The organism is Lactococcus sp. S64 (assembly GCF_016516525.1).
Lineage (GTDB): Bacteria > Bacillota > Bacilli > Lactobacillales > Streptococcaceae > Lactococcus > Lactococcus lactis.
Genome location: NZ_JACVUQ010000014.1, coordinates 1 through 26,970, shown reverse-complemented (window position 1 = coordinate 26,970; position 26,970 = coordinate 1). Strand labels below are relative to the sequence as shown.

At 35.2% G+C, this 26,970-nt stretch carries 24 protein-coding genes; 20 read left to right on the top strand and 4 right to left on the bottom strand.

Annotated elements, in window-relative coordinates:
* Positions 1-109: 109 nt before the first annotated feature.
* The 5 genes from IAE51_RS11265 (at position 110) to IAE51_RS11245 (ending at position 5,082) form a co-directional block, all read left to right on the top strand.
* The gene (locus tag IAE51_RS11265; protein ID WP_010906361.1) at positions 110-619 is read left to right on the top strand and encodes a GNAT family N-acetyltransferase; all 510 of its coding nucleotides are present in this window, start codon (positions 110-112) and stop codon (positions 617-619) included.
* Positions 620-964, top strand: a complete 345-nt coding sequence (locus IAE51_RS11260; protein ID WP_003132638.1) for an MmcQ/YjbR family DNA-binding protein — start codon at positions 620-622, stop codon at positions 962-964.
* A 38-nt stretch (positions 965-1,002) separates the two neighbouring features.
* Positions 1,003-1,251, top strand: a complete 249-nt coding sequence (locus IAE51_RS11255; protein ID WP_003132639.1) for a DUF1912 family protein — start codon at positions 1,003-1,005, stop codon at positions 1,249-1,251.
* A 276-nt stretch (positions 1,252-1,527) separates the two neighbouring features.
* Positions 1,528-2,184, top strand: coding sequence for a FusB/FusC family EF-G-binding protein (locus tag IAE51_RS11250; RefSeq protein ID WP_015427198.1), 657 nt, complete (start codon positions 1,528-1,530; stop codon positions 2,182-2,184).
* 255 nt (positions 2,185-2,439) lie between these two features.
* A complete protein-coding gene (locus tag IAE51_RS11245) occupies positions 2,440-5,082 on the top strand; it encodes a valine--tRNA ligase (protein WP_200095503.1) in 2,643 nt (880 codons plus the stop codon).
* A gap of 263 nt (positions 5,083-5,345) precedes the next feature.
* Here IAE51_RS11245 and IAE51_RS11240 read toward each other — a convergent pair whose 3' ends face one another.
* Positions 5,346-5,678, bottom strand: coding sequence for a helix-turn-helix domain-containing protein (locus IAE51_RS11240; RefSeq protein ID WP_023164672.1), 333 nt, complete (start codon positions 5,676-5,678; stop codon positions 5,346-5,348).
* A 171-nt stretch (positions 5,679-5,849) separates the two neighbouring features.
* Here IAE51_RS11240 and IAE51_RS11235 point away from each other — a divergent pair, with 171 nt between their 5' ends.
* A complete protein-coding gene (locus IAE51_RS11235; protein WP_200095501.1) occupies positions 5,850-6,695 on the top strand; it encodes an NAD(P)H-binding protein in 846 nt (281 codons plus the stop codon).
* Positions 6,696-6,728: 33 nt separating this feature from the next.
* Here IAE51_RS11235 and IAE51_RS11230 read toward each other — a convergent pair whose 3' ends face one another.
* Positions 6,729-7,235 carry a YkgJ family cysteine cluster protein gene (locus tag IAE51_RS11230; RefSeq protein ID WP_021467077.1) on the bottom strand — a complete coding sequence of 169 codons (507 nt, stop codon included), beginning with the start codon at positions 7,233-7,235 and terminating at the stop codon, positions 6,729-6,731.
* A gap of 343 nt (positions 7,236-7,578) precedes the next feature.
* Here IAE51_RS11230 and IAE51_RS11225 point away from each other — a divergent pair, with 343 nt between their 5' ends.
* From IAE51_RS11225 to IAE51_RS11180, 10 genes are all read left to right on the top strand, one after another.
* On the top strand, positions 7,579-8,925 hold the full coding sequence (locus IAE51_RS11225; protein WP_010906353.1) for a glucose-6-phosphate isomerase: 1,347 nt from the start codon (positions 7,579-7,581) through the stop codon (positions 8,923-8,925).
* A 188-nt stretch (positions 8,926-9,113) separates the two neighbouring features.
* A complete protein-coding gene (lmrP, locus tag IAE51_RS11220) occupies positions 9,114-10,340 on the top strand; it encodes a multidrug efflux MFS transporter LmrP (RefSeq protein WP_012898648.1) in 1,227 nt (408 codons plus the stop codon).
* 82 nt (positions 10,341-10,422) lie between these two features.
* On the top strand, positions 10,423-11,643 hold the full coding sequence (locus IAE51_RS11215) for an MFS transporter (RefSeq protein WP_012898647.1): 1,221 nt from the start codon (positions 10,423-10,425) through the stop codon (positions 11,641-11,643).
* 170 nt (positions 11,644-11,813) lie between these two features.
* Positions 11,814-12,353 carry a 16S rRNA (guanine(966)-N(2))-methyltransferase RsmD gene (rsmD, locus tag IAE51_RS11210; protein WP_015427191.1) on the top strand — a complete coding sequence of 180 codons (540 nt, stop codon included), beginning with the start codon at positions 11,814-11,816 and terminating at the stop codon, positions 12,351-12,353.
* Positions 12,354-12,400: 47 nt separating this feature from the next.
* Entirely contained in the window at positions 12,401-12,898 is a 498-nt protein-coding gene (coaD, locus tag IAE51_RS11205; protein ID WP_010906348.1) for a pantetheine-phosphate adenylyltransferase, read from the top strand.
* Positions 12,885-13,913, top strand: coding sequence for a SepM family pheromone-processing serine protease (locus IAE51_RS11200; RefSeq protein WP_003132657.1), 1,029 nt, complete (start codon positions 12,885-12,887; stop codon positions 13,911-13,913). The genes coaD and IAE51_RS11200 overlap by 14 nt, the downstream gene beginning before the upstream one ends.
* Before the next feature lie 321 nt (positions 13,914-14,234).
* A complete protein-coding gene (locus IAE51_RS11195; RefSeq protein ID WP_011836076.1) occupies positions 14,235-14,348 on the top strand; it encodes a KxxxW-cyclized peptide pheromone in 114 nt (37 codons plus the stop codon).
* A gap of 67 nt (positions 14,349-14,415) precedes the next feature.
* The gene (gene kwcM, locus IAE51_RS11190) at positions 14,416-15,729 is read left to right on the top strand and encodes a KxxxW cyclic peptide radical SAM maturase (protein ID WP_058203260.1); all 1,314 of its coding nucleotides are present in this window, start codon (positions 14,416-14,418) and stop codon (positions 15,727-15,729) included.
* A gap of 2 nt (positions 15,730-15,731) precedes the next feature.
* The gene (locus IAE51_RS11185; RefSeq protein ID WP_012898644.1) at positions 15,732-16,871 is read left to right on the top strand and encodes an MFS transporter; all 1,140 of its coding nucleotides are present in this window, start codon (positions 15,732-15,734) and stop codon (positions 16,869-16,871) included.
* Between the two features lie 110 nt (positions 16,872-16,981).
* Positions 16,982-17,839 (top strand): Rgg/GadR/MutR family transcriptional regulator, encoded by an 858-nt coding sequence (locus IAE51_RS11180; RefSeq protein ID WP_058203259.1) that lies wholly within the window; start codon positions 16,982-16,984, stop codon positions 17,837-17,839.
* An 84-nt stretch (positions 17,840-17,923) separates the two neighbouring features.
* Here IAE51_RS11180 and adhE read toward each other — a convergent pair whose 3' ends face one another.
* Positions 17,924-20,635: a bifunctional acetaldehyde-CoA/alcohol dehydrogenase gene (gene adhE, locus IAE51_RS11175; protein ID WP_200095499.1), complete on the bottom strand. Its 2,712-nt coding sequence runs from the start codon at positions 20,633-20,635 to the stop codon at positions 17,924-17,926.
* A gap of 231 nt (positions 20,636-20,866) precedes the next feature.
* Positions 20,867-21,892 (bottom strand): lactonase family protein, encoded by a 1,026-nt coding sequence (locus IAE51_RS11170; protein WP_012898638.1) that lies wholly within the window; start codon positions 21,890-21,892, stop codon positions 20,867-20,869.
* Positions 21,893-22,249: 357 nt separating this feature from the next.
* On the opposite strand from IAE51_RS11170, the gene rpsB reads away from it, so the two are divergent.
* The 4 genes from rpsB to IAE51_RS11150 all read left to right on the top strand — a co-directional run bounded on the left by rpsB (position 22,250) and on the right by IAE51_RS11150 (position 26,850).
* On the top strand, positions 22,250-23,017 hold the full coding sequence (rpsB, locus tag IAE51_RS11165; protein WP_010906340.1) for a 30S ribosomal protein S2: 768 nt from the start codon (positions 22,250-22,252) through the stop codon (positions 23,015-23,017).
* 121 nt (positions 23,018-23,138) lie between these two features.
* Complete coding sequence (gene tsf / locus IAE51_RS11160; protein ID WP_010906339.1) at positions 23,139-24,167, top strand: translation elongation factor Ts; 1,029 nt, start codon at positions 23,139-23,141, stop codon at positions 24,165-24,167.
* A 204-nt stretch (positions 24,168-24,371) separates the two neighbouring features.
* Positions 24,372-26,102: a septation ring formation regulator EzrA gene (gene ezrA / locus IAE51_RS11155; RefSeq protein ID WP_003132670.1), complete on the top strand. Its 1,731-nt coding sequence runs from the start codon at positions 24,372-24,374 to the stop codon at positions 26,100-26,102.
* Between the two features lie 256 nt (positions 26,103-26,358).
* Positions 26,359-26,850, top strand: coding sequence for a hypothetical protein (locus IAE51_RS11150; RefSeq protein ID WP_012898637.1), 492 nt, complete (start codon positions 26,359-26,361; stop codon positions 26,848-26,850).
* The last annotated feature ends 120 nt before the right edge of the window (positions 26,851-26,970 follow it).

Here is a 26,970-nt window from a genome sequence, read left to right as displayed (position 1 = left end):
ATTTGATAGGAAAGTTGATGATACTGTCAATAAAAAGAGCCGTCAGTAAATCTGACGGTTCTGTCATTAATTATTTTTATGATAAAATGGAAAAAATCCGAGGTTTTATATGATTTATATGAGAAAAGCAGGCCCGAAAGATTTGCTGTCAATTATGAAAATTATTGAAGAAGCAAGAACTTTTTTGGCTGATTCTGGGAGTGACCAATGGCAAAATGCTTATCCAGCAGTTTTTGATATTGAAGAGGATTTTGCGAAAGAACAGGCCTATGTCTTGTTAGTTGATGATAAAATAGCCGGTTATTGTGCAATTATTACAGGTGAAGAACCAGCTTATACTCAAATTACTGACGGCGCTTGGTCAAATCAAAATTTTGATTATGTGACCATTCATCGAATTGCTTTGTCTAACGAATTTCGTGGACAATCTTTGACAAGATATCTATTTTCAAATATTTTTACCTTGATGTTATCTAAAGGATACTCTGATTTTCGCCTAGATACCCACCCGGTCAATAAATTGATGCAACACGTCTTTGAACGTGAAGGCTTTGTAAAACGAGGACTTGTTCAATTTGAAGGTGACCGTTTTGCTTATCAATTGGAGCTTAATAAATAGATGAATAAAAAAGAACTTATTGATTTTTGCTTGTCTCTTGGGCCGACTTTTGCAGATACTCCCTTTGCCAAAATGGAGAAGGGTCAGCCAACGGTAGTGATGCGACATTTAAAGAATAAAAAATCATTTGCTTATATTTCTGAGCGAGAAGGCCGAGTCAATATCGCAATCAAGCAGAAGCCAGAAATCGCAATCGAATTGCGAGATTTCTTTGTGGATATTAATCCAGCATTTCACATGAATAAAACGCATTGGAACGATGTTTTACTTGGTGGAGATGTTGCTGATGAGCAAGTTTGCAAAATGGTTGAGCAAAGCTATGATTTAATCAAACCCAAAAGATAATGATGAGCCGACAGCTCTGAATTTTAATAGGAGAAAAAATGACTTACGAACAAAATTTTTTAAAAGATTTTCAAGAATGGGTGGACCAACAAGTTCAAATTTCTGAACTTGCCATGAAAGCAGCTGAAAAAATTGCCACAGAAGACGGTAAAAAAGAAGCGAAAGAAGCAGCTATTCGCTATGAAAGTCGTTTAGACGCTTACCAATTTTTGCAAGGAAAATTTGAAAACTACAAAAATGGTAAAGATTTCCATGACGTTCCAGATTTTGGAACAAAAACATTTTAATGAGTGACTTCTATTTTTAGAGAAGTGACTTCTAACCATTAGATAAAAGGAGATTCAAATGAATTTTAAGAAGATGGTTGGTAATCAAGTGCGAGTAAGAGCTCTCGCTTAGATTACCGCAAAGTCTTATTTCTTTGCGGATAAGAACAAATTGAGTTCACCCTCCTTGAAGTGGATGAAAATAGACAAAATGGAACCTGTGCCTTGCACAGAACCGCATTTTCTCAATTTTCATAACTTCAAAGCAGTCGGGTTCACATCTTAAGGAATAAGAAAATGTTAAAACCATATGAATATAATCGAATTAAATACCTGACCTTTGACCTCGTCAATGTCTATCACTCTGTCAATGATAAATCGACAGTTGAGGCAGTTTACGCCCAAGTCGCCACAGAAATTTTGCAAATCGCTGAAAATGCTGACAGTCTTGTCAGTGAAAATAATCTGTCAGTAAAAGTTGCTATCCAAGAATACTTATCAGCCATTGATAATCCTAAATTATCAAGAGAACAAGCTGAAAAATTACTGACAGAACTTAAAACTTTAGTCGAAGCTTTTCATTTACCGAGTGAAGCTCAAATGAAAAAAGCTTTCAAAAAAGTTAAAAAGTTAAAAATTCCAGCGACAAGTCAATGGGACTTACGTGATGTCACTTACTTTGCTTGGAATGAAGTTTCAAGCGGCCGAAAATATCTTTTGACCGCTGACGGGCGTGGTTTCTATGGCAGTATCTCTGGCAGCATGAAAAATATCTGTGCCATTTGCCAAAAAACAAGTATTGTCACTCAATTTCTAGCTACAACAAAAAGAGGCGCTGACGGGACCTATACTAAAAATGGCACCTATATTTGCTTAGATTCTGAACAATGTAATCAGCAAATTCAAGCCAAAGAAGGCTTGGAGCATTTTTTAGAAATCATTAAAGAAAAATAAAAATTTAGAAGTATCTTGTAAAAAAACAAGAATTCTGCTAAAATAAAAACAAGTTGACGAGGAGTAATAGAGCAAGACTTATAGAGAGAACACGGTTGGTGAAAGTGTTCAGTCAAACTTTATGAAGGTTGCGTCATTTCAAGAAAATTATGGCATAAAATGAGTGTCGTCAATTGACGAAAATCAGGTGGTACCGTGCGGAAGCACCCTGGAGAATAAATCAGGGTGCTTTTTTTGTACCCAAAGGAGAAAAACATGACAAACGAACTAAGCCCAAAATTCAACCCGACAGAGGTTGAAGCAGGACGCTACGAAAAATGGCTTGAAGCTGATGTTTTCAAACCTTCTGGAAATCCCGATGCAGAGCCTTATAGCATCGTTATTCCACCACCAAATGTGACAGGAAAACTCCACTTGGGTCATGCTTGGGATACAACTTTGCAAGACATCATCATCCGTCAAAAACGGATGCAAGGTTTTGATACACTTTGGTTGCCAGGAATGGACCATGCGGGGATTGCCACTCAAGCAAAAGTTGCTGCCCGCCTTGCTGAAGATGGTATTTTACCACAAGACCTTGGACGTGAAAAATTCCTTGATAAAGTTTGGGAGTGGAAAGATGAATATGCCACAACAATCAAGGAACAATGGGGTAAAATGGGGATTTCAGTGGATTATTCTCGTGAACGTTTTACTCTTGATGAAGGCCTTTCACAAGCGGTTCGTAAAGTTTTTGTTCAACTTTACAATAAAGGTTGGATTTACCGTGGTGAAAAACTCATCAACTGGGATCCAAAAGCGATGACTGCTTTGTCAGACATTGAAGTCATTCACAAAGAAATTGATGGGGCTTTTTACCACATCACTTACCAAATTGAAGGAAGTGATGAGTTTGTTGAAATCGCCACAACACGTCCAGAAACTTTCCTTGGTGATACAGCTGTTATCGTCAATGAAAAAGATGAACGCTATAAACATTTAGTGGGCAAAAATGTTATCCTCCCAATCATTAATCGTGTCATTCCGATTTTGACAGACGACCATGCTGATATGGAAAAAGGAACTGGGGTTGTAAAAATTACACCTGCTCATGACCCTAATGACTTTGAAGTTGCGATGCGTCATGATTTGCCAATGATTAACATGATGAACAATGACGGAACCATCAATGAAAATGGTGGAAAATATGAAGGTCTTGACCGTTTTGAAGCCCGCAAACAAATTGTTGCTGACCTCAAGGAATTGGGGCAGTTGGTTGATATAAAACCAGTCCGCCATGAAGTTGGGCACTCAGAGCGAACAGGAGTGGTTGTTGAACCACGTTTATCAACACAATGGTTTGTCAAAATGGACGAATTAGCTAAGAATGCAATTGCTAATCAAACAACAGAAGATGCAGTAGAATTTTATCCGCCACGTTTCAATGATACTTTCATGCAATGGATGGAAAATGTTCATGATTGGGTTATTTCACGCCAACTTTGGTGGGGACATCAAATTCCAGCTTGGTATAATGAAGCGGGTGAAATGTATGTTGGTGAAGAAGCACCTGAGGGAGAAGGTTGGACACAAGATGAAGATGTGCTCGATACTTGGTTTAGTTCAGCTTTGTGGCCATTTTCAACAATGGGTTGGCCAGATGAAAACTCAGCAGACTTCAAACGTTATTTCCCAACAAGTACCCTTGTAACAGGTTATGATATTATCTTCTTCTGGGTTTCACGCATGATTTTCCAATCTTTAGAATTCACTGGTAAATCACCATTTCACAATGTTTTGATTCATGGTTTGATTCGTGACGAAGAAGGACGTAAAATGTCTAAATCGCTTGGTAACGGAATTGATCCAATGGATGTGATTGAAAAGTATGGAGCTGATGCACTCCGTTGGTTCCTATCAAATGGTTCTGCACCAGGACAAGATGTGCGTTTTTCTTATGATAAAATGGATGCCGCTTGGAATTTCATCAATAAAATTTGGAATGTTTCACGTTATATTTTGATGAATGCAGAAGATGTCAGCGCTGATGCTGTTTCTTCGGCTTTGACAAAAGTTGCAAATAAAACTGCTGGTAATGTCACTGACCGTTGGATTTTGACACGATTGAATGATACTGCCCGGCGCGTGACTGAACAAATGGATAAATTTGAATTTGGTGTCGCTGGTCATATTCTTTACAATTTCATTTGGGATGAGTTTGCAAACTGGTATTTGGAATTAACAAAAGAAGTTATGTTTGGTGAGGATGAAGCTGAAAAAGACATTACACGTGCAGTATTGCTCCATGTTTTAGATCAAGTTTTACGTCTATTACACCCAATTATGCCTTTCTTCACTGAAGAAATCTTTGAAAAATTACCAAATACTTCTGGTTCAATTGTTGTTGCCGAATATCCAAAAGTACGTCCAGAATTTAATGATGACAAGGCAAGCGAAGGTGTGGCGATGTTAATTGAATTAATTACAGCCGTTCGTAATATTCGTGCTGAAGTTAATACTCCATTGTCTAAAGCTGTCCCAATGTTGATTAAATCTGAACATGCAGATTTCTTTAATGCTGTTTCTCCTTATATCAGCCGTTTCACTAATCCTTCAGAATTAACAATTGCTAAAGACTTGGCGGTTCCAGAACAAGCGATGTCAGCGGTCATTACTGGAGCAGAATTATACTTACCATTGGCTGGTTTGATTAACATCGAAGAAGAAATTGCTCGACTTGAAAAAGAACTTGCCAAATGGCAAAAAGAGTTAGATTTAGTGAATAAAAAATTGGGTAATGAACGTTTTGTTGCGAATGCTAAAGCAGAAGTTGTTCAAAAAGAAAAAGATAAATTAGCCGATTATCAAGAAAAATTTGATACTGTGAAAGCTCGTATCGCAGAATTGAAAGAAAACTAATCATAAATAAAAAACCAGTAGCTCAAAAGCTACTGGTTTTTTTAGAATAAAATCAAAAAAATAAGAAAGATAGCAAATTTTCTACTTGTTTTTTATGTAGATTGATACTTTGACCTAAAATAAATAGTAGAAAAATCCAGAAATCAGCTGTTTTACTGACCGATTGTTCACCGTATTTTTGAAAAATTAGAAAAAGTGCGCAGAAATTTATAAATAATTAAACAAAAAATACTGACAGAATTTCCTGTCAGTAATTTTTATCTTTAAGCTTTGCTGATTTCTTTTTTATAAAGATTTCCCCAAGCTGCCATCGTATCATGGATGGGCTTGAGGGTTCTTCCAAGTTCTGTCAGTGAATATTCAACACGAGGGGGTACTTCTGCATAGACTTCACGATGAACTAGCCCGCTTTCTTCGAGGGCACGTAAATGTTGGGTCAAAACTTTTTGTGAAATATGTCCAACTGAACGTTGAAGTTCGCCAAAGCGCATGGTTCGCTCTAATAAATCACGGACAATGAGCATTTTCCAACGGTCGCCCATCAAAACAAGTGCTGTTTCAACAGGACAATCTGGAAGTTCAGAAATTTTTTTCATTTTTTTATTACCTCAAATCGTTGATATTATACAATAGTATCTAAAAGGGGTGTATCTAACTTTCAAGTGCTTACTTTACATAGTGATAGTACAATGATATTATACACTTAGGTAGTCAAAAAAGCAAGCTACTTTAAAATATAAAAAATAATAAAAAATGGAGGATTTAACATGAAATATTTAGTAACAGGTGCGACAGGTGGATATGGTACTTATGCACTCGGATTTTTGAAAGAATTGGTTCCAATTTCTGATATTGTAGTTTTGGCTCGCACAGAAGAAAAAGCAGCCCCACTCAAAGCGGCAGGTTTCGATGTACGTTTGGCAGATTATTCAGATTTAACTGCTTTAGAACAAGCATTTACAGGAATTGACCGTTTGCTTTTTGTTTCAGGAGCGCCGGGAAATCGTCAAGCTGAGCATCAAAATGTTGTTGATGCAGCCAAAAGTGCTGGAATTTCTTATATTGCTTATACAAGTTTTCCTCAAGCAGAAAGGGCAACAAGTGACTTAGCTGCTGACCACATCTATACTGAAAAGGCGATTGAAAAATCAGGAATTGCCCACACATTTTTACGTAATAACTGGTACTTTGAAAATGAAATGCCAATTATTGCTGCTGCACTTTCAACTGGAAAATTTGTTTACAATGCACAAACAGGTAAAGTGGGCTGGGCTTTGAAACGCGAATATGCAGAAGTTGGAGCAAAAGCACTTGCTGGAGCAGATTTTCCAGAAGTTTTGGAGCTTTCAGGAAAAAGATTGACTTACGCCGAACTTGCTCAAGCACTAAAAGCAGTTTCTGATAAGGAATTTGAAGTAGTCGCTGCTGATGACAAAACTTTTGTCAGTCATTTAGTTGAAACTGGACTTCCAGATTTTGTAGCGGAACTTTTCCTCGGCTTCCAAAAAGATATTGAAGCAAAAGATTTAGATGTGGAATCTAAAGATTTTGAAAAAGCCTTGGGACATTCACTGACAGATACAAAAGAAGCTTTGAAAGAACTTTTGGCATAATAAAAAAATTACTGACAGACCTGTCAGTAATTTTTATTTGAGTCTATAAGATAATTTCTCAACAAATTCATAAGCAGCTGGACAGTAAAGTGTATTTTTTATCGTTAAATTATTGATTTGATAAATCTTTTTACGGTCAGTATGGGGAAATTCGCGACAAGCTTTAGGACGAACTTCGTAAATGCTACAGAGATTGTCAGAACCAAGAAACGGACAAGGCATGGTTTGAAAAACTTTGTCACCATCTTCGTCAGTTCGGAGATATGCGGCTTCAAAGTCACTCACTTTCATTTTTAAATGTTTGGCGACGCGTTCAATATCGGCCTCTGTCCAAAGAGGGCCTAAGGTTTTGCAACAATTAGCACATTTGGTGCAATCAATTTCTAAAAAAACCTCTTCATGAACTTCTTTAACGATTTTATCTAATTGCTTTGGTGGTTTTTTGGCAAGTCCAGCTAAAAATTTCTTATGTGTCTTTTGTTTTTGTTGGGCTAGATTTTTATAACGGTCAAGGTCAATTTCAAATGTATATTTCATCATTAATATTTTAGCAAAAATTTACATGAAAGACTGATTTGTCAGTCGTCAAAGAGATTTGACACCCTTAAAAGTGTTAGGAGTTAGCTTATCAGTAAATCTTTTGATAACAATAAATATTCATTGAAATCTTAAACTAAATTTTTATAAAAAAAGCTGTCCCAAAGCTGGAAAAGTTTCACAGATAGAAAGCTAAACAAATAAGCGCTTACATAACCTTTAGTATTGTTAAAAAGCCGAAAAAGTGATAAAATGAACTAGAAAATTCGAAGATAAAACAATGCAAAAGTTGTCGTTCTTCAATAGCTAAATTCTCGTAAAAAGCGAGAAATTGAAAGGAATTAAAATGGCTCATATTAAATTTGACTATTCAAAACTCACTCCATTTGTAGCTGAAAATGAATTAGACGAAATCCAATGGCAAATCGACGGGGCAGCTAAATTGCTCCACGAAGGAAAAGGTGCTGGGAGCGATTATATCGGATGGCTTGACCTTCCTGAAGATTACGACAAAGAAGAATTTGCTCGTATTCAAAAAGCAGCTAAAAAAATTCAATCTGATTCAGAAGTTCTTATTGTTATCGGTATCGGTGGTTCATACCTCGGTGCACGTGCAGCAATTGACTTTTTGAGCAACAGCTTTGTTAACTTGCAAACTGCCGAAGAACGTAAAGCACCACGTATTCTTTATGCTGGTAACTCAATTTCTTCATCATACTTGGCTGACCTTGTAGATTACGTTGCTGACAAAGATTTCTCTGTAAATGTAATCTCTAAATCAGGTACAACAACAGAACCAGCGATTGCTTTCCGTGTCTTCGAAGAAATGTTAGTTAAAAAATACGGTCGTGAAGAAGCAAACAAACGTATTTACGCAACAACTGATAAAGAAAAAGGTGCTGTAAAAGTTAATGCGGACGCAAACAACTGGGAAACTTTCGTTGTTCCAGATTCAGTTGGTGGACGCTTCTCAGTATTGACAGCTGTTGGACTTTTGCCAATTGCAGCTTCAGGTGCTGATATCACAGCTTTGATGGAAGGTGCTAACGCTGCGCGTAAAGAATACACTTCTACAAATGTTCATGAAAATGATGCTTACGCCTATGCTGCACTTCGCAATATCCTTTACCGTAAAGGTAAATTCTCAGAAATCTTGATCAATTACGAACCAAGCCTTCAATATTTCTCAGAATGGTGGAAACAATTGGCTGGTGAATCAGAAGGGAAAGACCAAAAAGGAATTTACCCAACTTCAGCTAACTTCTCAACAGACCTTCACTCATTAGGACAATGGATTCAAGAAGGAACACGTACTGTTTTTGAAACAGCAATCCGTATTGAAAAACCACGTAAAAACATCAACATTCCAGAACTTGACGCTGACCTTGATGGACTTGGATACTTGCAAGGTAAAGATGTTGACTTCGTTAACAAAAAAGCAGCTGACGGCGTGCTTCTTGCTCACACTGACGGAAATGTTCCAAACATGATCGTGACATTACCTGAACAAGACGAATTCACACTTGGATATGCAATTTACTTCTTTGAACTTGCTATCGGTGTTTCTGGTTACTTGAACGGAATTAACCCATTCAACCAACCAGGTGTTGAAGCTTACAAGAAAAATATGTTCGCTCTTCTTGGTAAACCAGGATTTGAAGAACTCAGCAAAGAATTGAATGACCGTCTTTAATCTTTGATTAAAAGTGTCATAAAAATCACTGACAAGATTTCTGTCAGTGATTTTTTGTATATTTTCATAAGTTATGTTTTCAATCTCTGTATTTTATTAACAACTTTTAAAAATCCACCTAGTTTTTGTTTATTATTTGTGCTACAATTATAGATAAATTAAAAAAATCGGAAAATTTAAGGAATAATATGAAAGAGTTTTGGAATTTAGACAAAAATTTGCAACTCCGTTTAGGAATTGTTTTTTTAGGTGCCTTTTCATATGGCACCGTTTTTTCTTCAATGACCATTTATTATAATCAACATTTGGGAAGTGCAATTACAGGGATTTTGCTTGCCTTATCTGCAGTAGCCACTTTTGTCGCAGGAATTCTTGCAGGTTTTTTTGCTGACCGAAATGGTCGAAAACCAGTGATGGTTTTTGGGACAGTGATTCAACTTTTGGGAGCTCTTTTAGCCATTGCCTCAAACTTACCAGGTCACGTGAATCCTTGGTCAACTTTTATTGCTTTTTTGCTGATTAGTTTTGGTTATAATCTTGTGATTACTGCAGGAAATGCCATGATTATTGATGCATCAAATGCTGAAAATCGTAAAGTTGTTTTTATGTTGGATTATTGGGCGCAAAACTTGTCAGTTATTTTAGGAGCAGCATTAGGTGCTTGGCTTTTTAGACCAGCATTTGAAGCACTTTTAGTGATATTACTTTTAACTGTCTTAGTCTCATTTTTCTTAACCACTTTTGTAATGACTGAGACTTTTAGACCGATTGTAAAGGCCAAAGAAGAAGCAGAAAATATTTTTCAGGCCTATAAGACAGTGCTACAAGATAAAACTTACATGATTTTTATGGGTGCTAATATTGCGACCACTTTTATTATCATGCAATTTGATAATTTTTTGCCTGTTCATTTATCAAATAGTTTTAAAACAATCACTTTTTTTGGTTTTGAAATCTATGGACAACGGATGCTTACGATTTATTTGATTTTAGCTTGTGTATTAGTGGTCCTATTAATGACCACCCTAAATCGATTGACCAAGGACTGGTCACACCAAAAAGGATTTATTTGGGGAAGTTTATTTATGGCAATTGGGATGATTTTTTCATTTTTGACAACGACGTTTACGCCTATTTTCATTGCCGGTATTGTTTATACTTTAGGTGAAATTGTTTATACACCAAGTGTTCAAACTTTAGGTGCAGATTTGATGAATCCAGAAAAAATTGGTTCTTACAATGGCGTTGCCGCAATTAAGATGCCGATTGCCTCCATTCTTGCCGGCTTACTTGTTTCGATTTCACCAATGATTAAAGCAACAGGAGTTTCTTTAGTCTTAGCATTGACTGAAGTTCTAGCGATTATTTTAGTGCTTATTGCTGTAAATAGACATCAGAAAACAAAAATTAATTAAAAAAATGACTTCTAAAAACAGGAATTTATCTTGAAAAGGAGTCAAGATAGATTTTTTATTGAAAAAAACAGAAAGAAATAAAATGAAAGATTTTTTTGGATTACATCCTACACTTAAAATTCGTTTAATTATGAATTTTTTTGGGACGCTTTGCTTTAGTACAGTGGGTGGCTCAATGACAATTTACTACAATAAATATATGGGAGCGGGAATCACGGGATTACTTTTAGTCATTAGTTCAGTCATGGTTTTCTTGGTTGGGCTTTATGCTGGTCATTTGTCCGACGTTCAGGGACGAAGACCTGTGATGATTTTCTCAACTGCCATTACTGGTTTTGGTGGAGCTTTAGCAACATTTGCAAACTCATCTTTTTACTTCAATCCTTGGGTCACTTTTTTAGGATTTCTTATTATTAATTTTGGTTTTGGCTTTTTTAACACCGCAAGTCAAGCGATGATTGTAGATTTGACAACAAGTGGAAATCGGCGAGTCGTTTATAGTATTCAATATTGGATTATCAATTTTGCAATCATGATTGGTTCAGGACTTTCAGGTTGGTTTTTCCGAGATTATTTGGTTTGGTTACTTTTAGCTATCACAATTGAAGAAATCGTTAGTTGTTTGGTTGTAATTTTTTGGATTGATGAATCCTTCAATCCAGATACTCAGCAGCATAAGCAAGAATCAAACATTATTAAAGCCTATTTCACAGTTGCTAAAGACCGTATTTTCATGTATTATTTATTTGCTTCGGTCTTTATTGCGATGATTTTTAATCAAATTGATTATTATCTTCCAGTCCATTTGAGTGATAGTTTTAGAACAGCAAGGATTTTTGGAATTGAAGTTTATGGACAACGGATGCTGACAATTTTCCTAATGGTCAATACCTTAGTCATCGTATTATTTATGGGGAGAGTCAACAAACTAACCAAAAACTGGTCACGAAGTAGTGGAATATCCATTGGAATTATTTTGCAAGGTTTGGGCTTCATGATTGCATTTCTTGGTCGTGATTTAACTTGGGAACTGATTGCAGCATTGATAGCAACAATCGGTGAAATGATTTTGGTTCCATTTTCACAGGCTCTGCGGGCCGATTTAATGGACGGAGACCAAGTGGGAACTTATACAGGAGCTTTTTCAGTGACTCAGCCTATCGCTTCGGTCTTGTCAGGAATCCTTGTGTCTCTCTCAAGTCTTTATGGAAATATTGGAATGACCATCTTCATGTTTTTCATTATTGTATTAGGTGTGCTGCCCTCACTACGAGCAATTCGGATGCATGAAAGTCATTCATGAGTTAAATATAGGTAAAAATAAGTTTCAAAAGTTAGAATGAAATTCTGATTTGAGAAACTTATTTTTTTGTCAGTAAAATAATAAGAAAATTTTTACTGACAGAACCTTTAAACCAAGGCTTACAGGGAGATTCGGCTCTCCATTTGAAATTTTGTGATATAATTATTTTCATGAGAGTAGTTTCAGGAAATTATGGCGGAAGACCGCTGAAAACATTGGCAGGAAAAACAACAAGACCAACCACCGATAAAGTTAAAGGAGCCATTTTTAATATGATTGGCCCTTATTTTGAAGGGGGACGTGTTCTTGATTTATTTGCAGGCTCAGGTAGTTTGGCAATTGAAGCCATTTCAAGAGGAATGGATCACGCCATTCTCGTCGAAAAAGACAGAGCAGCTCAACAAGTCATTTTGGAAAATATCAAGATGACCAAAGAGCCTGAAAAATTTCAATTATTAAAAATGTCAGCAGAACGAGTCTTATCAAACTTGTCAGAGACTTTTGATTTAGTCCTCTTAGACCCACCTTATGCTAAAGAACAAATTGTTGAAAACTTAGAACTTTTGCAAGAGAAAAAACGACTGACAGAAAATGTAATTGTCGTCTGTGAAACAGACAAGGAAGTTGAACTCCCTGACCAAATTGGGAAATTAGAGCTGACCAGACAAAAAACTTACGGAATTTCTAAAATTTCAATTTATGAATTTTGACTTTTACTGACAGAAATTCTGTCAGTAAATTAAGAAAGAAAAAAGTAATGACAGAAAAAATTGGACTCTTTACAGGAACTTTTGACCCACTGACAAATGGTCATTTAGACGTTATCAAACGTGCCAGTCAACATTTTGATCAACTTTATGTTGGAATTTTTAAAAATGACCAAAAAAATCCACTTTTTCCAACTGATAAACGAGTGGAAATGCTAGAAGAAGCACTGACAAGCCTGTCAGTAACTCATAAAGTCAAAGTCATCAAACATGAACGTGATTTGACAGTGAATATCGCAAAAAAACTTGGCGTGACAGCTCTGGTTCGTTCTTTGCGCAATAGCCAAGATTTAGAATATGAAAAAAATATGTTCTATTTTAATATGGAAATGACAGGCATTGAAACCATCTTTTTCTTAGCAAAACCAGAACTTGAACCATTAAATTCAACACGGATGCGAGAATTACATGCCTTTGGTCAAGATGTCAGTGCTTGGGTTCCAGAAAATGTGAGTCGTGAATTAAGGAAATTAGATGAAAAAAAATAAAAAAATTAATCCCAAATTAAAATGGGGAATCTCGATTGGTCTAATTGTTGTTGCCCTTTTAGCTTTATTTTATCCAACGAGTTACTATGTGGAAATGCCCGGAACAACCGAGCCTTTAGGGAAAATGGTCAAAGTTGAAGGCAAAAAAGATGAACATAAAGGTGATTTTTTTCTGACGACTGTCCAAATTGCACGAGCAAATCTTGCTACAATGATTTACAGCCATTTTAATAGTTTTACAAGCATTTATAGTGAGCAAGAAATGACTGGTGGACTTAACGACGCACAGTTCAACCGTGTCAACCAGTTTTACATGGAAACGGCACAGAATACAGCGATTTATCAAGCTTTTAAATTAGCTAATAAACCTTATGAACTTAAATATGAAGGCGTTTATGTCCTTGATATTGCCAAAAATTCGACCTTTAAAAATAAGCTAGAACTTGCAGATACGATTACAGCAGTCAATGGTCAACAGTTTACATCAAGTGCCGACATGATTGCTTATGTTTCCAAACAAAAAGTCGGTGATTCAGTAACGATTGAATACACGAGAATTGACGGCACAAAGCACAAGTCAACTGGCAAATACATCAAAATTGCTAATGGTAAAACAGGAATAGGGATTAGCCTAGTTGACCATACTGAAGTCGTGACGACTCCGAAAGTTACTGTCAACGCGGGTTCAATCGGTGGTCCCTCTGCGGGGATGATGTTTACACTAGAAATTTACAGTCAGTTGACAGGAAAAGATTTGCGAAACGGTCGCGAAATTGCTGGAACTGGGACGATTGAACACGACGGAAGCATTGGTCAAATCGGCGGTGTTGATAAAAAAGTAGCCACAGCGAGTAAAGAAGGGGCAAAAGTCTTCTTAGTGCCTGATTCAGGCACCAAAAAGGAAAGTAGCAACAATTACCTTGGAGCCAAAGCCGCCGCTAAAAAACTAAAAACGAAGATGAAAATCGTTCCCGTCAAAACTATTCAGGACGCTTTAGATTATTTAGAAAAATAAAAACTACTGACAGCTTTTCTGTCAGTAGTTTTTTCATCGGATATTTTTGGAATATATGACAAAAGATAAATAAAATAAATTTTTTTATAAAAAGTTTAGAATTGGGGTTTTGAAAGTAAAAACTGGAGATAGAGTAATAAAAATAAAGAAGAAAAAAAGAGAGCCAATATAGTAACAACGTGGGTTTTCTCATGAACTTAACAATTAATAGAGTTTTGGCATATATTCCAAATAAAATTTATACTATCAATAATTTTGATAAAATAACAGATAGCAATTGAATCAAAATTGGTATCTGTCTATATTAAAAGGAGATTTATTATGCAAAAAGAACTTAAAGAACAATCAACCAAACCAGAGCTTTTGGCAATGCTTAAAAATGTATTGGAAAATAGTTCAATGGCTAAGGGAGATGGATGGGCTGCTAGCAAATAAAATTTGATAGCAGAATTGGCGACGTTTAGTCGCCTTTTTTTGAGTAATATTTAGAAAGGATGTTAATATGTACGTTTTATCAGATGAATTATTATTTAGAGTTGAGAAAAACGGCGGAATTTTAATAAATAAAAATAATTTTAGCAGATTAGAATTGTCAGAAAGTGAGTCTATTTTTTTATCTTTAGTAAAAGAAATGGGAAAAGAAAAAGCATTTAACGAATACATAAAATATTTTAATGCTGATTCTCTAACAAAAATTTTACGAGAAAAAATTTATAAAAAAGGAGAGATAGAAGAAAAAGAGGTATCTTCTTTCTCAATTATTAATAAAATACAAAGTAAGGTTAAAGAGCTGAAAAAATTAAATCAAATGAGTTTTCCGCTAGAGTTAGTGATTTATCCTAGTATGTATTGCAATCTTCATTGTGGCTTTTGCTTTCTTGCAAACAGAGAAGACGAAAATGTTCATCTTGCAGATGATTGGAAAAAGATTTTAAGTCAAGCAAAAGAAAATGGAATTTTATCATTTTCTATATTAGGTGGGGAGCCAACGAAATATAAAGACATAGATAATCTTTTAAAAATTATTGATTCATTGAAAGTAGTGACAACAATAACAACAAATGGTCAAGAGATAAAAAAATCAACAATAGATATTATTTGCCAATCTGATTATATTACCCCAGTTATATCTCTTGAATCAATAGATGATTTTAAAAATTTTGAACTCATGGGTACAAGGGCAAAAAGAGGAATAGAATTAATAAAGCTTTTTCATGAAAGAAAAAAGAAAGTCAGATTAAATACGGTTTATTCTAATCAAAGTGAAGAGGATATTATGGAGCTCTTGAAGTTTGCGATTAAAAACGAAATTGACCGTTTTTCTATTGCGGACTACTCCGAAGTGACTGGTTTTACAAAAATAACAAAAATATACAATATATCAGACCTGAGAAAATTAGAAGAAAAAGTTAGAAGATATCTACTAGATAATAAAATAGATAATTTCAATTTTTCAGTTGAAGGATGTTTTTATTTTACGGCTTTTCCAGAGTTAATTGAGGAGGGAAAAAATCTATCGGAATTTGAAAATATGTATTTTGGTTGTAGAGCGAAGCATACGAAAATGGAGATTTTATCTAACGGGGATGTCTTACCTTGTATTGCATTTTTAGGTGAAAAGCATACTTCCAATGCTTTTCATCAAACATTGGCTGAAATATGGAAAAACGATTCAAATTATACAGAAGTTAGAGAATTTAAAACAGAAAATAAAGATTGTTTAAAGTGCTCAATGTTAAGAATTTGCGAGGGGGGATGCTATCCCAAATTACAAAGAACATTAAATCCTAACTTTACGAAAGATAAAACTTGTTAGCTATGAAAATCATAATCAAATATAAACAACTTTTTCTATTTAAACTCTTTTTGTCCCTCCTTCCCTATTTTTTTATTAGCATATTAATTATGAATGCTTTGGGTTATAGATATTCTGAGATTATGATTATTAGTGCAATGACGCAAATAATAGGAGTGATTTTAAATCTACCGCTAGGTATTTATGCTGAACAAAAAAATAGAAAAAAAGTATTATTACTTAATAATATTTTGTCAATTATTGCTTTTACCCTATTTTTATTTGAAAAATTTTATTTAGCAATCTTAGCAGCGGTCATACTTGGGATATCAGAAGCTCTATCTTCTGGAGTAATGCAAACTTTTTCTTATGAACAATTTCCAGATGATGTTACATATCGCAAATATCTTGAAGGCAGCAGTTCAATACAATATCTTGCAATATCAGTGATGACAATTATCACACCAGCCATACTACATTTCAATCGTTTTTTACCAATCATAATATCAGTAGCATTTATTGTTTTTTCAACCATTTTTTTATGTTTTATAAAATTAGAAAAAAGAGAAGAAAAACAAGAAGAAAAAATAACTATTAATATAAGGACATTACGAAAGGGATTAAAAGTATCGTCTAAGCTAAACTTATTCATTTTATTAGGAATAACTGTCACAACACTCATCATGTCTGTCAATAGTTGGAGTAGTATTTTATTGAAATATCATTATTTTCCACTTAAGTATTTAGGGCTTGTTTTGTTTACTTTTAATGTATGTATGGCAATTGGGAGTCGAATAAAGTGGAAAAAATTATCGATAGTTATGCTATTACCATTAATATCAATTCTTTTATTTTTTACAAAATCGGTATTTACTACTATTGTTTTATTTTCTATTTTTAGATTAATAAATGGTGGCTATAATAACTTTTTCATTGGGGAATTTAATAAACTAATAAAAAATAATCGAGTAGTTTTCTGGTCAATATATGATACATTTTTATCTCTGTTTTTTATTTTTGCTGATTTATCAAGCGGTCTAATTGCCCAAAATTTAACTGTAGAATTTATTTATTTAATATTTGGTCTGATTTCCTTACTTATTCTCCTAATTTATCTTTTAGCTAGAAAAAATATTTATTTTAGAAAAATAAAAAACTACTGACAGAAAAGCTGTCAGTAGTTTTTTTATCTAGTTTACAAGCTAAAAGCAAAGTTGTATAATAATTTCAAATAATTTAATAAATTTGGAATATATGACAAAGGGAAAATGAAATGGAAAAAAATTTAAAAACCGGAATAATAATTGCTTTTATCAGAGAAACGAAGCATCTGAAATTAAAAGAAATGACTGGTGGCGATTTTTCAGAATCTCAGCTCGCAAAATTTGAAAAAGGAGAAACAGAGATTACGGTGGGTAAACTATTTACCGTTTTAGAAAACTCAAATGTCTATTTAGATGAATTTCAAAACCTTTATAACGAATATGAACAATCAGATGAATACAACTACCGTCACGAGTTGGCTGTGGCTTATGCGCAAAAAAATATCAAAGTAATAAAGGAAATTCAAAATTTTTGGGAAGAAAAATGCCAACAGAAACCTGATAATAAATTTTATCAGATTAATAAAATAGTGGTTAAAATCAACTTAGCAATGGCAAAAGGTTCTACTGTTTTTAAGGAAGATACTGACTTTTTGATGAACTACCTTGAATCTATCAGCGAATGGGGACGCTATGAACTATGGATTTTTGGGAATTGTCTTCGACATTTTGATGATAATGCTTTAGAGTATTATGGAATGCAAATTTTAGGAAAAGCAAATTATTATCACTCAATTCATCTCAATCAGCAGATCGTAATAAGAACATTTTTAAATCTTATTGATACTTGGTTACGTCGAGAAAATTTGATGCAAGCTTTTAAATATATCAATCACTTAAATGAAATAGGAATAAGTATCAATTTTTTCTATGAAAAAATTATTTTAAAATATCATGAAGCTCATTATAAAGTATTGCAAAAACAAAACGGAGCGATTGAAGAAATGAAAAAACACGCGCAAACCTTGGGAGATTACGGTTACTCAGTAGAAGCAAAAGCTCTTTTTGAAGAAATTGAAAAATTATAATCCTTTGACATTAATTTATATTCTATTAAAAAAGCGCCCAGATAAATTTATATGGGCGTTTTAATTACTTTCATCAATAGATTATTAGTATTGGTCTAACAAGAGTTGTTTAATCTCATCAATTCTTGGTTGACGAGGATTAGCAGGAGTACATTGATCATCATAAACAAGGTCAGCCAATTTATCAAGTTCACGTTCAAGGTGAGCTTTATCGACACCATTTCCTGAAAGGGTGATATTAATATCAATGCTATCAGTCAGTTTCTTAAGTTCAGCAACCAGAGCTTGCACAGCTTTTTCATCTGAATCATCTTTACCAGTAAATCCCATGAAGCGTGAAATTTCAGCGTAGTCCTCTTGAGCACGATATGTTTCATAACGTGGGTAAGGGGTACGTTTAACGTTTCCTGTTACAGCGTTAAATTTAATGACATGTGGCATAGCAATGGCGATGGCAAGACCATGAGGAAGTCCAAATTCACCACCAATTTTATGAGCAAGTGAGTGGTTAATTCCAAGGAAAGCATTAGCGAAGGCCATACCAGCGAGTGTTGCAGCATTGTGCATGTTTTCGCGGGCTTTTTGTCCTTCTTTAGTTGGATGCGCTGGGTCATAATGATAAGACTCAGTCAAGTTTTCAAAGATGAGTTTGATCGCTTGAAGTGAAATTGGTTTTGTATAGTCAGAAGACATAACAGAAACATAAGATTCAAGCGCGTGTGACATCGCATCAATACCAGACCAAGAAACAGTACGTTTTGGTACAGTCATAACAAACTCAGGGTCAACAATGGCAACTTGTGGTGTTAATTGGTAGTCAGCAAGTGGGTACTTAACATGAGTTTCATCATCAGTGATAACTGCAAATGGAGTCACTTCAGAACCAGTACCAGAAGTAGTAGGAATTGCAACCATTTGTGCTTTATGTGGATGGTAGAATTTAATAATACGTTTACGAATATCGACAAATTTTTGAGCTAATTCTTGGAAAAGTTCTTTCAAACTTGCATCATCAGAAAGGTCAGCTTCACCACGAGCATCATATTCATAAATCAAACGACCAATCTTACCAGCATCAAGAGCAGAACCACCACCAAGACAGATGACAGTGTCAGGTTCAAATTGTTTCATTTGACGCGCGATTGCAATAGCTTCGCTCAAAGTTGGGTCAGGTTGAACAGAGCCATAAATGCTTGTTTCAACTTGAGTTGGGCGGATAGCAAGTTGTTCCAAAACTTTATCAACGAAACCAAATTTAACCATACCAGGGTCAGCAACAATGAAAGCTTTGTGGACGTGTGGCAATTCTTGTAAGTAAGAAATTGCATTTTTTTCGTAGTAAATTTCTTTTGGCAAACGAACCCATTGTGGGCGATTACGACGTTTAGCCACTGTTTTAACATTCAATAGATCGTATGTACTCAAATTGTGTGAAAGTGAATTTTTCCCCCATGAACCAGTTCCAAGTGTAAGTGATGGACGCATTGCATCAGTATAGATATCTCCGACCCCACCAATAGAATCTGGTTGGTTAACGAGGATACGAGAAGCTTCAACTTTTTCGCCATATTCTTTAACGAATGGATCATCCATTGCACCGATTTGAATTGCAGCATTATGTCCAGCACCTTGATAAGCAAGTAAGCTACGTACAATCTCAATTCCTTCTTCACGTGTTTCAGCTTTGTAGATTGAAAGCAAAGGAGAAAGTTTTTCAGAAGAAAGTGCTTCACCAATATTTTTCTTATCAAGTTCAAAAAGAAGGACATCTTTATCTTTAGGAACTTTGACACCAGCTTGTTCAGCAATCCATTGACCAGAACGACCGGCAACAGGACCAGTTACTCCAAAGCCTTCACCAGCACGTTCAACAAAAACGAAACTTTCAATAGCTTTGTAGTCTTTTTTAGGAACCATATAAGCGCCTTGTTCTTGCATTTTAGCAATAAATTCATCATAAACTGAAGCATCAATAACAGCTGAATTTTCAGTGGCACAAATCATCCCATTATCAAAACGTTTTGAAAGCAAAAGGTCTTCAACGGCACGTTCAATATTTGCAGTTGCATCAACATAAACAGCACCATTACCAGCTCCAACACCGAGTGAAGGGTTACCAGATTTGAGTGCGGCGTTTACCATTCCTGGGCCACCAGTTGCAAGGATTGTTGCAAGTCCACGGTTTTGAATCAAGGCGGTAGTCATGTCAAGGCTTGGTACTTCAATCCATTGAATAAAGTCTTCCGGTGCACCAGCTTCAATTGCAGCATCGTAAACAATTTTTGCTGCATGGCTTGAACATTTTTGAGCTTGAGGGTGGAAAGCGAAAACAATAGCATTACGTGTTTTTGCAGTCAATAAAGATTTAAAGATTGCTGTTGATGTTGGATTAGTCGTTGGAACGATACCAGCAAGTACACCGAGAGGGCTTGCGATTTCAACAGATCCAGCAACCTTGTTTTCAGAAATGACACCAACGGTTTTGTCATTTTTAATTGCGTTATAAACAGATTCAGAAGCAAAGTGGTTTTTGGTATCTTTGTCTTCGACAACACCACGACCAGTTTCGTTAACGGCTTCATGAGCGAGTTCTAGAGAATGTTTGCTTGCTGCAAGAGCCATTGCAGCGACAATAGTATCGACTTGAGTTTGTGTATATCCTTCAAATTTAAGAACAGCAGCTTGTGCTTTTTTGACTAATTTGTCAGTATAAGCAACAGCTTCTTGGAATTTTGCGGCTTTTTCTTCAGCGCTTAAAACTTTCTTTGCAGCTGGAGCGGCTTTTTTAGTTGCCATATTTGTAGGTTCTCCTTTGTGATTTCGTTCACTTTCTTTTACGTGAATAGTTTAACAAAGTTTTTTATAGATGTCAAGCAATATTGTGATAGTTTTTACAAAAACACTCATCAAAAGTTTAGAAAACGGTTTATAACAAGCTTTACTGAAGAAAAAAAGATTGCTAATTCTTTGAGAGAAATTAGCAATCTTTTTTAGTTTATCAGTCAAACTTTGTGAAAAAATAAATTTTTATAGTGGTAAAACACAAGTGATTTCAGGAGCGTAAAAATCTTTTTGTTCCAAAGTTAAAGTACCGGTTTTTTTATCTCGCAAGAAAAGAGATAAATTATCAGATTCTTGATGAGCGACAATGATATAATCTTCAGTTTTGTTGAAATTAAAATCGCGAGGGATATGACCTTCAGTATTTGTCCAGCCAATAGTTTCAAGTTTTGTACCAAGAGGACTTACTTTGTAAGTTGTCAAAGAATCATGTCCACGATTAGAAGTATAGAGGAATTTACCGTCAGATGAAATACGGATGGCAGCAACACCATTTGCTCCATGATAATCTTCAGGTAGGGTGCTAATTGTTTGAAGACGAGCAAAGCGTCCTTTTTCTTCATTGTAACTTAAAACTTCAATTGTTGAATTTAACTCTCCAACCAAATAAGCGATTTTACCATTTGGATGGAAAGTAATATGACGAGCACCCATTCCTTTTTCTGCCCGATAAATTGTAGCAATATTGAGTTTACCTTCACCAATGACATCATAAACAGTGACTTCATCTGTTCCCAAATCACAGGTGACAAGTCGTCCGTCAGGAGTCAAATCAGAATAATGAACGTGTGAGCTAGCTTGTTCAGGACGTGGTCCAGAACCGGTATGTTTTACTGTATCCGTTAATCGGAGTGAGCCATTAGCTTGAATCTTATAAACACGAACTTCTCCAAGATGATAGTTCGCTCCGTAAACTAATTGTCGCGCTTCGTCCACGGCAACATAGCAGAGTGGAGCTCCCGTGGTTGTGACATTTCCGAGATGAGTAGCAGTTTCGCCATCAAAATCAAAGGCGGCGATTCCTCCACCATTACTATCTGCTGCACAAGTATAGAGGTGTCCCTTTTCATCGAGAGTGATATAAGTAGGGTTTTGAATCGCAGCGACTTCATTTAATGATGATAATTCAGCAGCTTTAGTGTCCAAAAGAACACTATATACGCCTTTAGATACACGTTTTGTATAGCCGCCTAAAAGGATTTTTTCTTTCATATTTCTCTCCTCACAAACTAATTTATTTACTATAATTATTTTATCACAAAAAAAGCGGTTTCAGTAAAAATATTAATTTTTTCTTAGAAAAAAATTTAAAAACTTACTCTTTTAGTGATTATAGAGCCTAAATTAACAATTAAATTTGTCAGACAATAGGAGTGGCTAGAAAAATAGATTTATTGAACAATAGAAGCATGAATAGATACTTGCAAAAATAGGTCAAACAATGTATAATGATAGAGTTGCTATGCAACCATCTCGCATTTCGTCTCGACAAAGTCGTAGTGTACGCAAGTATTGCGGCTGCGGATGACAGATGAAAGAGGAAAAACTATTTTAAAAGGAGACATTAACATGTCAGTTATTTCAATGAAACAACTTCTTGAAGCTGGTGTTCACTTCGGTCACCAAACTCGTCGTTGGAACCCAAAAATGAAACCATACATCTTCACAGAACGTAATGGTATTCACGTTATCGACCTTCAAAAAACTGTAAAACTTGTTGACGATGCTTACAACTATGTAAAAAACGCTTCACAAGAAGGTGCAGTAGTTCTTTTTGTTGGTACTAAAAAACAAGCTGCAGAAGCAGTTAAAGAAGAAGCTCTCCGCGCTGGTCAATACTACGTAAACCACCGTTGGTTGGGTGGTATGCTCACTAACTGGAACACTATCCAAACACGTGTGACACGCCTTAAAGAAATCAACAAAATGGAAGAAGAAGGAACTTTCGAAGTTTTACCTAAGAAAGAAGTAGTTCTTCTTAACAAAGAACGCGAACGCCTTGAAAAATTCATCGGTGGTATCGCTGATATGCCTCGTATTCCAGATGTTATGTACATCGTTGACCCACATGCTGAACAAATCGCAGTTAAAGAAGCTAAAACTTTGGGAATCCCAGTTGTAGCAATGGTTGACACAAACGCAGATCCAGAACCAATCGACGTAGTTATCCCTGCAAATGATGATGCTATCCGTGCTGTTAAATTGATTACAGCTAAAATGGCAGACGCTATCATTGAAGGACGTCAAGGTGAAGATGCAGCGGATGATTTCGTAGCAGAAGAAGCAGCTTCAGAAGAATCACTTGAAGAACTTGCTGAAATCGTTGAAGGTAAATAATTTTAACTTCAACTTATACTAATTAAGTAACTACAACAGGCGAGGCCTTACGCCTCGCCTGTTTTTTTAAATAAAACTACTGTCAATACTGACAGAAAAAAACACATAGGAGATTTACAAAATGGCAGTAACAGCAGCTCAAGTAAAAGAATTACGTGAAAAAACTGGTGCAGGAATCATGGACGCTAAACGCGCTCTTGTTGAAACTGACGGAAATATGGAAGCAGCAGCAGAACTTCTTCGTGAAAAAGGGATTGCGAAAGCAGCTAAAAAAGCTGATCGTGTAGCCGCTGAAGGACTTACAGGAATTGCCGTAAACGGAAATGTTGCAGCGATTGTTGAATTGAACTCAGAAACAGACTTCGTAGCTAAAAATGATCAATTTGTTGCCTTGGTTAAAGAAACGGCAGAACTTATTGCGTCTAAAAAACCAGCAACTAACGAAGAAGCATTGGCACTTGAAACAGCTTCAGGTATTACTCTTGAAGCAGAACTTGTTCAAGCGACTGCTACAATCGGAGAAAAAATTACTTTCCGTCGTTTTGCAGTAATTGAAAAAACTGATGCTCAACACTTTGGAGCTTACCAACATAACGGTGGTAAAATTGGGGTTGTTTCTGTCGTTGAAGGTGCAGATGAAACACTTGCTAAGCAAGTATCAATGCATATCGCTGCAATGAACCCTACTGTTCTTTCAGCTGATGAACTTGATTCAGAATTTGTAAAAGCTGAATTAGCACAAATGAACCACAAAATTGATGAAGACAACGCTAGCCGTGTACTTGTTAACAAACCAGAACTTCCACACCATGAATTTGGTTCTAAGAGCCAATTAACAGAAGAAGTTCTTGCAGCAGCGAAAGCTTCATTTGAAGAAGAACTCAAAGCTGAAGGAAAACCAGAAAAAATCTGGGACAAAATTCTTCCGGGTAAAATGGCTAAATTCATCGTTGACAATACAAAAGTTGACCAACAATTTGCTCTTCTTGCACAACTTTACATCATGGATGACAGCAAAACAGTCGAAGCTTTCCTTGAATCAAAAGGAGCTAAAGCAATTGCATTCACACGTTTTGAAGTTGGTGAAGGAATTGAAAAAGCTGAAACAGACTTCGCAGCAGAAGTTGAAGCAGCAAAAGCAGGACTTTAATTTAATTAAAAAGCAGCCTCTAGAGGTTGCTTTTTTTATTTTGAAAATAAAAAAGGGCTTTTCGGTTAGAAAACTAAGAAAATAGTGTATTTCTTTGACGCATTATGCTATAATTATATTTGAGATTTTCTATCTATTTAAAATCTATCTAACCTAAGTAATTAAACTATTTTTAAGTAATTAAATCATTTTATGGAGTAAAGCATGTCAAGTACTGTCATTATCCTCATTGTTGTCTTATTAGTTATTCTCGTAGCCTTTTATGCTTTTGCAATATTAATGCGAAAGAAAACAGAAGACCGTATACTAGCCTTAGAAGAGCGAAAGGAATCGCTTTTCGATTTGCCTGTTCAAGAAGAAATTGATTCTGTTAAAAAAATGCATCTCGTCGGACAATCGCAAACGATTTTCCGTGAATGGAACCAAAAATGGCTTGACTTATCATCAAATTCTTTTGCTGATTTGGAAGAACATATTTTTGAAGCTGAACAATTAAACGATTCATTCCATTTTTTCCGTGCTCGTGAATCTGTAGCGGATAGTGAGGCCCAAATTGAATTAATGGAAGGTGATGTCGAAGGAATTCGTCAAGGTGTTGCTCAACTTGTTGAACAAGAAAAGCGTAATTCAAATAAAATTCAAGAGTCCCTTGATTTATATGATAACTTACGTAGCGATATTGCTGACAATGCAGATTTGTATGGAACAGTTATTACTGAACTTGAAAAACATTTAGCCAATATCGAAACAGAATTTTCTCAGTTTGTAACGCTAAACTCAACAGGTGATCCGATTGAAGCGGCTGAAGTTTTGGAGACTGCTGAAGAACATACGATTGCTTTACGTGCAATTACAGAGCAAATTCCATCATTTATTAAAACAATTGAAAAAGATGTTCCTAAACGACTTGAAGAATTGCAAGAAGCGAGTGATAAATTCGTTGCAGAAGAATACATTCTTCCCGATAATGTCAACATTAAAGAAAGAATGGATGATTTACATGATCATCTCGTTGAAAGTAGTTCATTATTAGAACAATTTGAACTAGATCGAGTAGAAGCTGAACTTGGTTTAATTCAAGAAAAAGTTGAAGAACTTTATGCTATTTTTGAAAGAGAATATAGCGCACGTCGAAATGTTGAAAAACGTTCATCAGTTCTCAAAGAATATATTGAACATATCAGAGCAAATAATAAAAATCTTCTCCTTGAAATTGACCATGTTACACAAGCCTATATCCTTTCTGGGAACGAAAAAGGATATGTTAGAGGTTATCAAGAACATTTAGAATCTCTTGACTCAGATGTTGATGAAATTCTAGGAAATATTCAAGCTAAAACAATGCCTTACTCAATTCTTTCACGTAGAGTAAATTCAGTAGTCAATGCGCTTGAAGATATTGAGAAGAATCAAATTAAGATTAGTGATACCCTTACAGGACTCAGAGATGAAGAAAGAGCAGCTCAAGAAATTGCAGAACGCTTTGATTCTGAACTTCGTACAATAAAACGTTATGTTGAAAAATGTAATCTCCCTGGACTTCCTAAAGATTATCTCGACTTGTTCTTCACAACAGGAGATCGAGTACAAAATCTGTTCAAAGAATTAGGACGAGTTAGAATCAACATTGATACAATTAATCATCTTGTTGACGTAAGCACTGAAGATATGCACGTTTTAAAAGAAGCAACGACTAATTTGACTGACCATGCGGTATTAGCTGAACAATTGATTCAATATGCTAATCGGTATAAAGCTGCAAATGAACAAGTAGCACAAGGGATCTCAAGAGCGCTTCAATTATTTGAAAACAGCCGTGACTATGATGGTTCATTTGATGAAATTTCAAAAACGCTAGAACTTGTAGAACCAGGTGCAGCTTCTAGAATTTCAGGAGTTTATTTTAAAAATAAACCTACTCCTGATTACTTATAAAATAAAAAAGCAAGGTAAATAGCCTTGCTTTTATTTATTGGGTTATAAATTCTGAATATTCGCATAATATCGTTAGGTAAAACACGCAAAAATTATTATAATGTAATAAAAGCCATAAAAATGTCTTGGAAGGATAGATATGAAAATAGCTCATTATAATAAGATGCTCCCTGACTGTTTATTAGATATACACTCGCCGCCTTCTATCATCTTACTAATTAATCAAATAAAGATAATATAAAAGGAGAACTTTCCAATGACATATTACTTGGAAGAAGAGGATTTTGAAAATCTGTTTTCAGAAATGAAACCTATAGTTATGAAATTAATGAAACAAATTCGCATTAGAACATGGAAAATAGAGGATTATCTTCAAGAGGGGATGATTATTTTACATCTTCTATTAGAAGAGCAGAGCGATGGTCAAAAGCTGCATACAAAATTTAAGGTAAAGTATCATCAAAGATTAATAGATGAATTAAGACGAAGTTATGCAAAGAAACGAAGCCATGACCATTTTATAGGTTTAGATGTTTATGAATGCTCAGACTGGATAAATTCAGGTGATACTAGTCCAGATAATGAAGTGGTCTTCAATCATTTGCTGGCAGAAGTATATGAAGGTTTGAGCGCACATTATCAAGACTTACTACTTCGACAAATGCGAGGAGAAGAACTAACTCGCATGCAACGGTATCGCCTTCGTGAAAAAATAAAGGCCATCTTATTTTCAGAAGACGAAGAGTGAAGAGGAATTCCCTATTTTAATAAAAATAGGGAGTTTTTTGATAAGAGAAGAAAAAAGTAAGTTAAAAAAGACTTATTTTTTTAATTTGTCAAAGCTAGTGGTGGTATGAAATAAAGCGAA

What these genes read in the sequence shown, in the direction of transcription:
- IAE51_RS11265 (WP_010906361.1), top strand. Translation starts at nt 110, where the DNA reads ATGATTTATATGAGAAAAGCAGGCCCGAAAGATTTGCTGTCAATTATG.
- IAE51_RS11260 (WP_003132638.1), top strand. Translation starts at nt 620, where the DNA reads ATGAATAAAAAAGAACTTATTGATTTTTGCTTGTCTCTTGGGCCGACT.
- IAE51_RS11255 (WP_003132639.1), top strand. Translation starts at nt 1,003, where the DNA reads ATGACTTACGAACAAAATTTTTTAAAAGATTTTCAAGAATGGGTGGAC.
- IAE51_RS11250 (WP_015427198.1), top strand. Translation starts at nt 1,528, where the DNA reads ATGTTAAAACCATATGAATATAATCGAATTAAATACCTGACCTTTGAC.
- IAE51_RS11245 (WP_200095503.1), top strand. Translation starts at nt 2,440, where the DNA reads ATGACAAACGAACTAAGCCCAAAATTCAACCCGACAGAGGTTGAAGCA.
- IAE51_RS11240 (WP_023164672.1), bottom strand. Translation starts at nt 5,678, where the DNA reads ATGAAAAAAATTTCTGAACTTCCAGATTGTCCTGTTGAAACAGCACTT.
- IAE51_RS11235 (WP_200095501.1), top strand. Translation starts at nt 5,850, where the DNA reads ATGAAATATTTAGTAACAGGTGCGACAGGTGGATATGGTACTTATGCA.
- IAE51_RS11230 (WP_021467077.1), bottom strand. Translation starts at nt 7,235, where the DNA reads ATGATGAAATATACATTTGAAATTGACCTTGACCGTTATAAAAATCTA.
- IAE51_RS11225 (WP_010906353.1), top strand. Translation starts at nt 7,579, where the DNA reads ATGGCTCATATTAAATTTGACTATTCAAAACTCACTCCATTTGTAGCT.
- lmrP (WP_012898648.1), top strand. Translation starts at nt 9,114, where the DNA reads ATGAAAGAGTTTTGGAATTTAGACAAAAATTTGCAACTCCGTTTAGGA.
- IAE51_RS11215 (WP_012898647.1), top strand. Translation starts at nt 10,423, where the DNA reads ATGAAAGATTTTTTTGGATTACATCCTACACTTAAAATTCGTTTAATT.
- rsmD (WP_015427191.1), top strand. Translation starts at nt 11,814, where the DNA reads ATGAGAGTAGTTTCAGGAAATTATGGCGGAAGACCGCTGAAAACATTG.
- coaD (WP_010906348.1), top strand. Translation starts at nt 12,401, where the DNA reads ATGACAGAAAAAATTGGACTCTTTACAGGAACTTTTGACCCACTGACA.
- IAE51_RS11200 (WP_003132657.1), top strand. Translation starts at nt 12,885, where the DNA reads ATGAAAAAAAATAAAAAAATTAATCCCAAATTAAAATGGGGAATCTCG.
- IAE51_RS11195 (WP_011836076.1), top strand. Translation starts at nt 14,235, where the DNA reads ATGCAAAAAGAACTTAAAGAACAATCAACCAAACCAGAGCTTTTGGCA.
- kwcM (WP_058203260.1), top strand. Translation starts at nt 14,416, where the DNA reads ATGTACGTTTTATCAGATGAATTATTATTTAGAGTTGAGAAAAACGGC.
- IAE51_RS11185 (WP_012898644.1), top strand. Translation starts at nt 15,732, where the DNA reads ATGAAAATCATAATCAAATATAAACAACTTTTTCTATTTAAACTCTTT.
- IAE51_RS11180 (WP_058203259.1), top strand. Translation starts at nt 16,982, where the DNA reads ATGGAAAAAAATTTAAAAACCGGAATAATAATTGCTTTTATCAGAGAA.
- adhE (WP_200095499.1), bottom strand. Translation starts at nt 20,635, where the DNA reads ATGGCAACTAAAAAAGCCGCTCCAGCTGCAAAGAAAGTTTTAAGCGCT.
- IAE51_RS11170 (WP_012898638.1), bottom strand. Translation starts at nt 21,892, where the DNA reads ATGAAAGAAAAAATCCTTTTAGGCGGCTATACAAAACGTGTATCTAAA.
- rpsB (WP_010906340.1), top strand. Translation starts at nt 22,250, where the DNA reads ATGTCAGTTATTTCAATGAAACAACTTCTTGAAGCTGGTGTTCACTTC.
- tsf (WP_010906339.1), top strand. Translation starts at nt 23,139, where the DNA reads ATGGCAGTAACAGCAGCTCAAGTAAAAGAATTACGTGAAAAAACTGGT.
- ezrA (WP_003132670.1), top strand. Translation starts at nt 24,372, where the DNA reads ATGTCAAGTACTGTCATTATCCTCATTGTTGTCTTATTAGTTATTCTC.
- IAE51_RS11150 (WP_012898637.1), top strand. Translation starts at nt 26,359, where the DNA reads ATGACATATTACTTGGAAGAAGAGGATTTTGAAAATCTGTTTTCAGAA.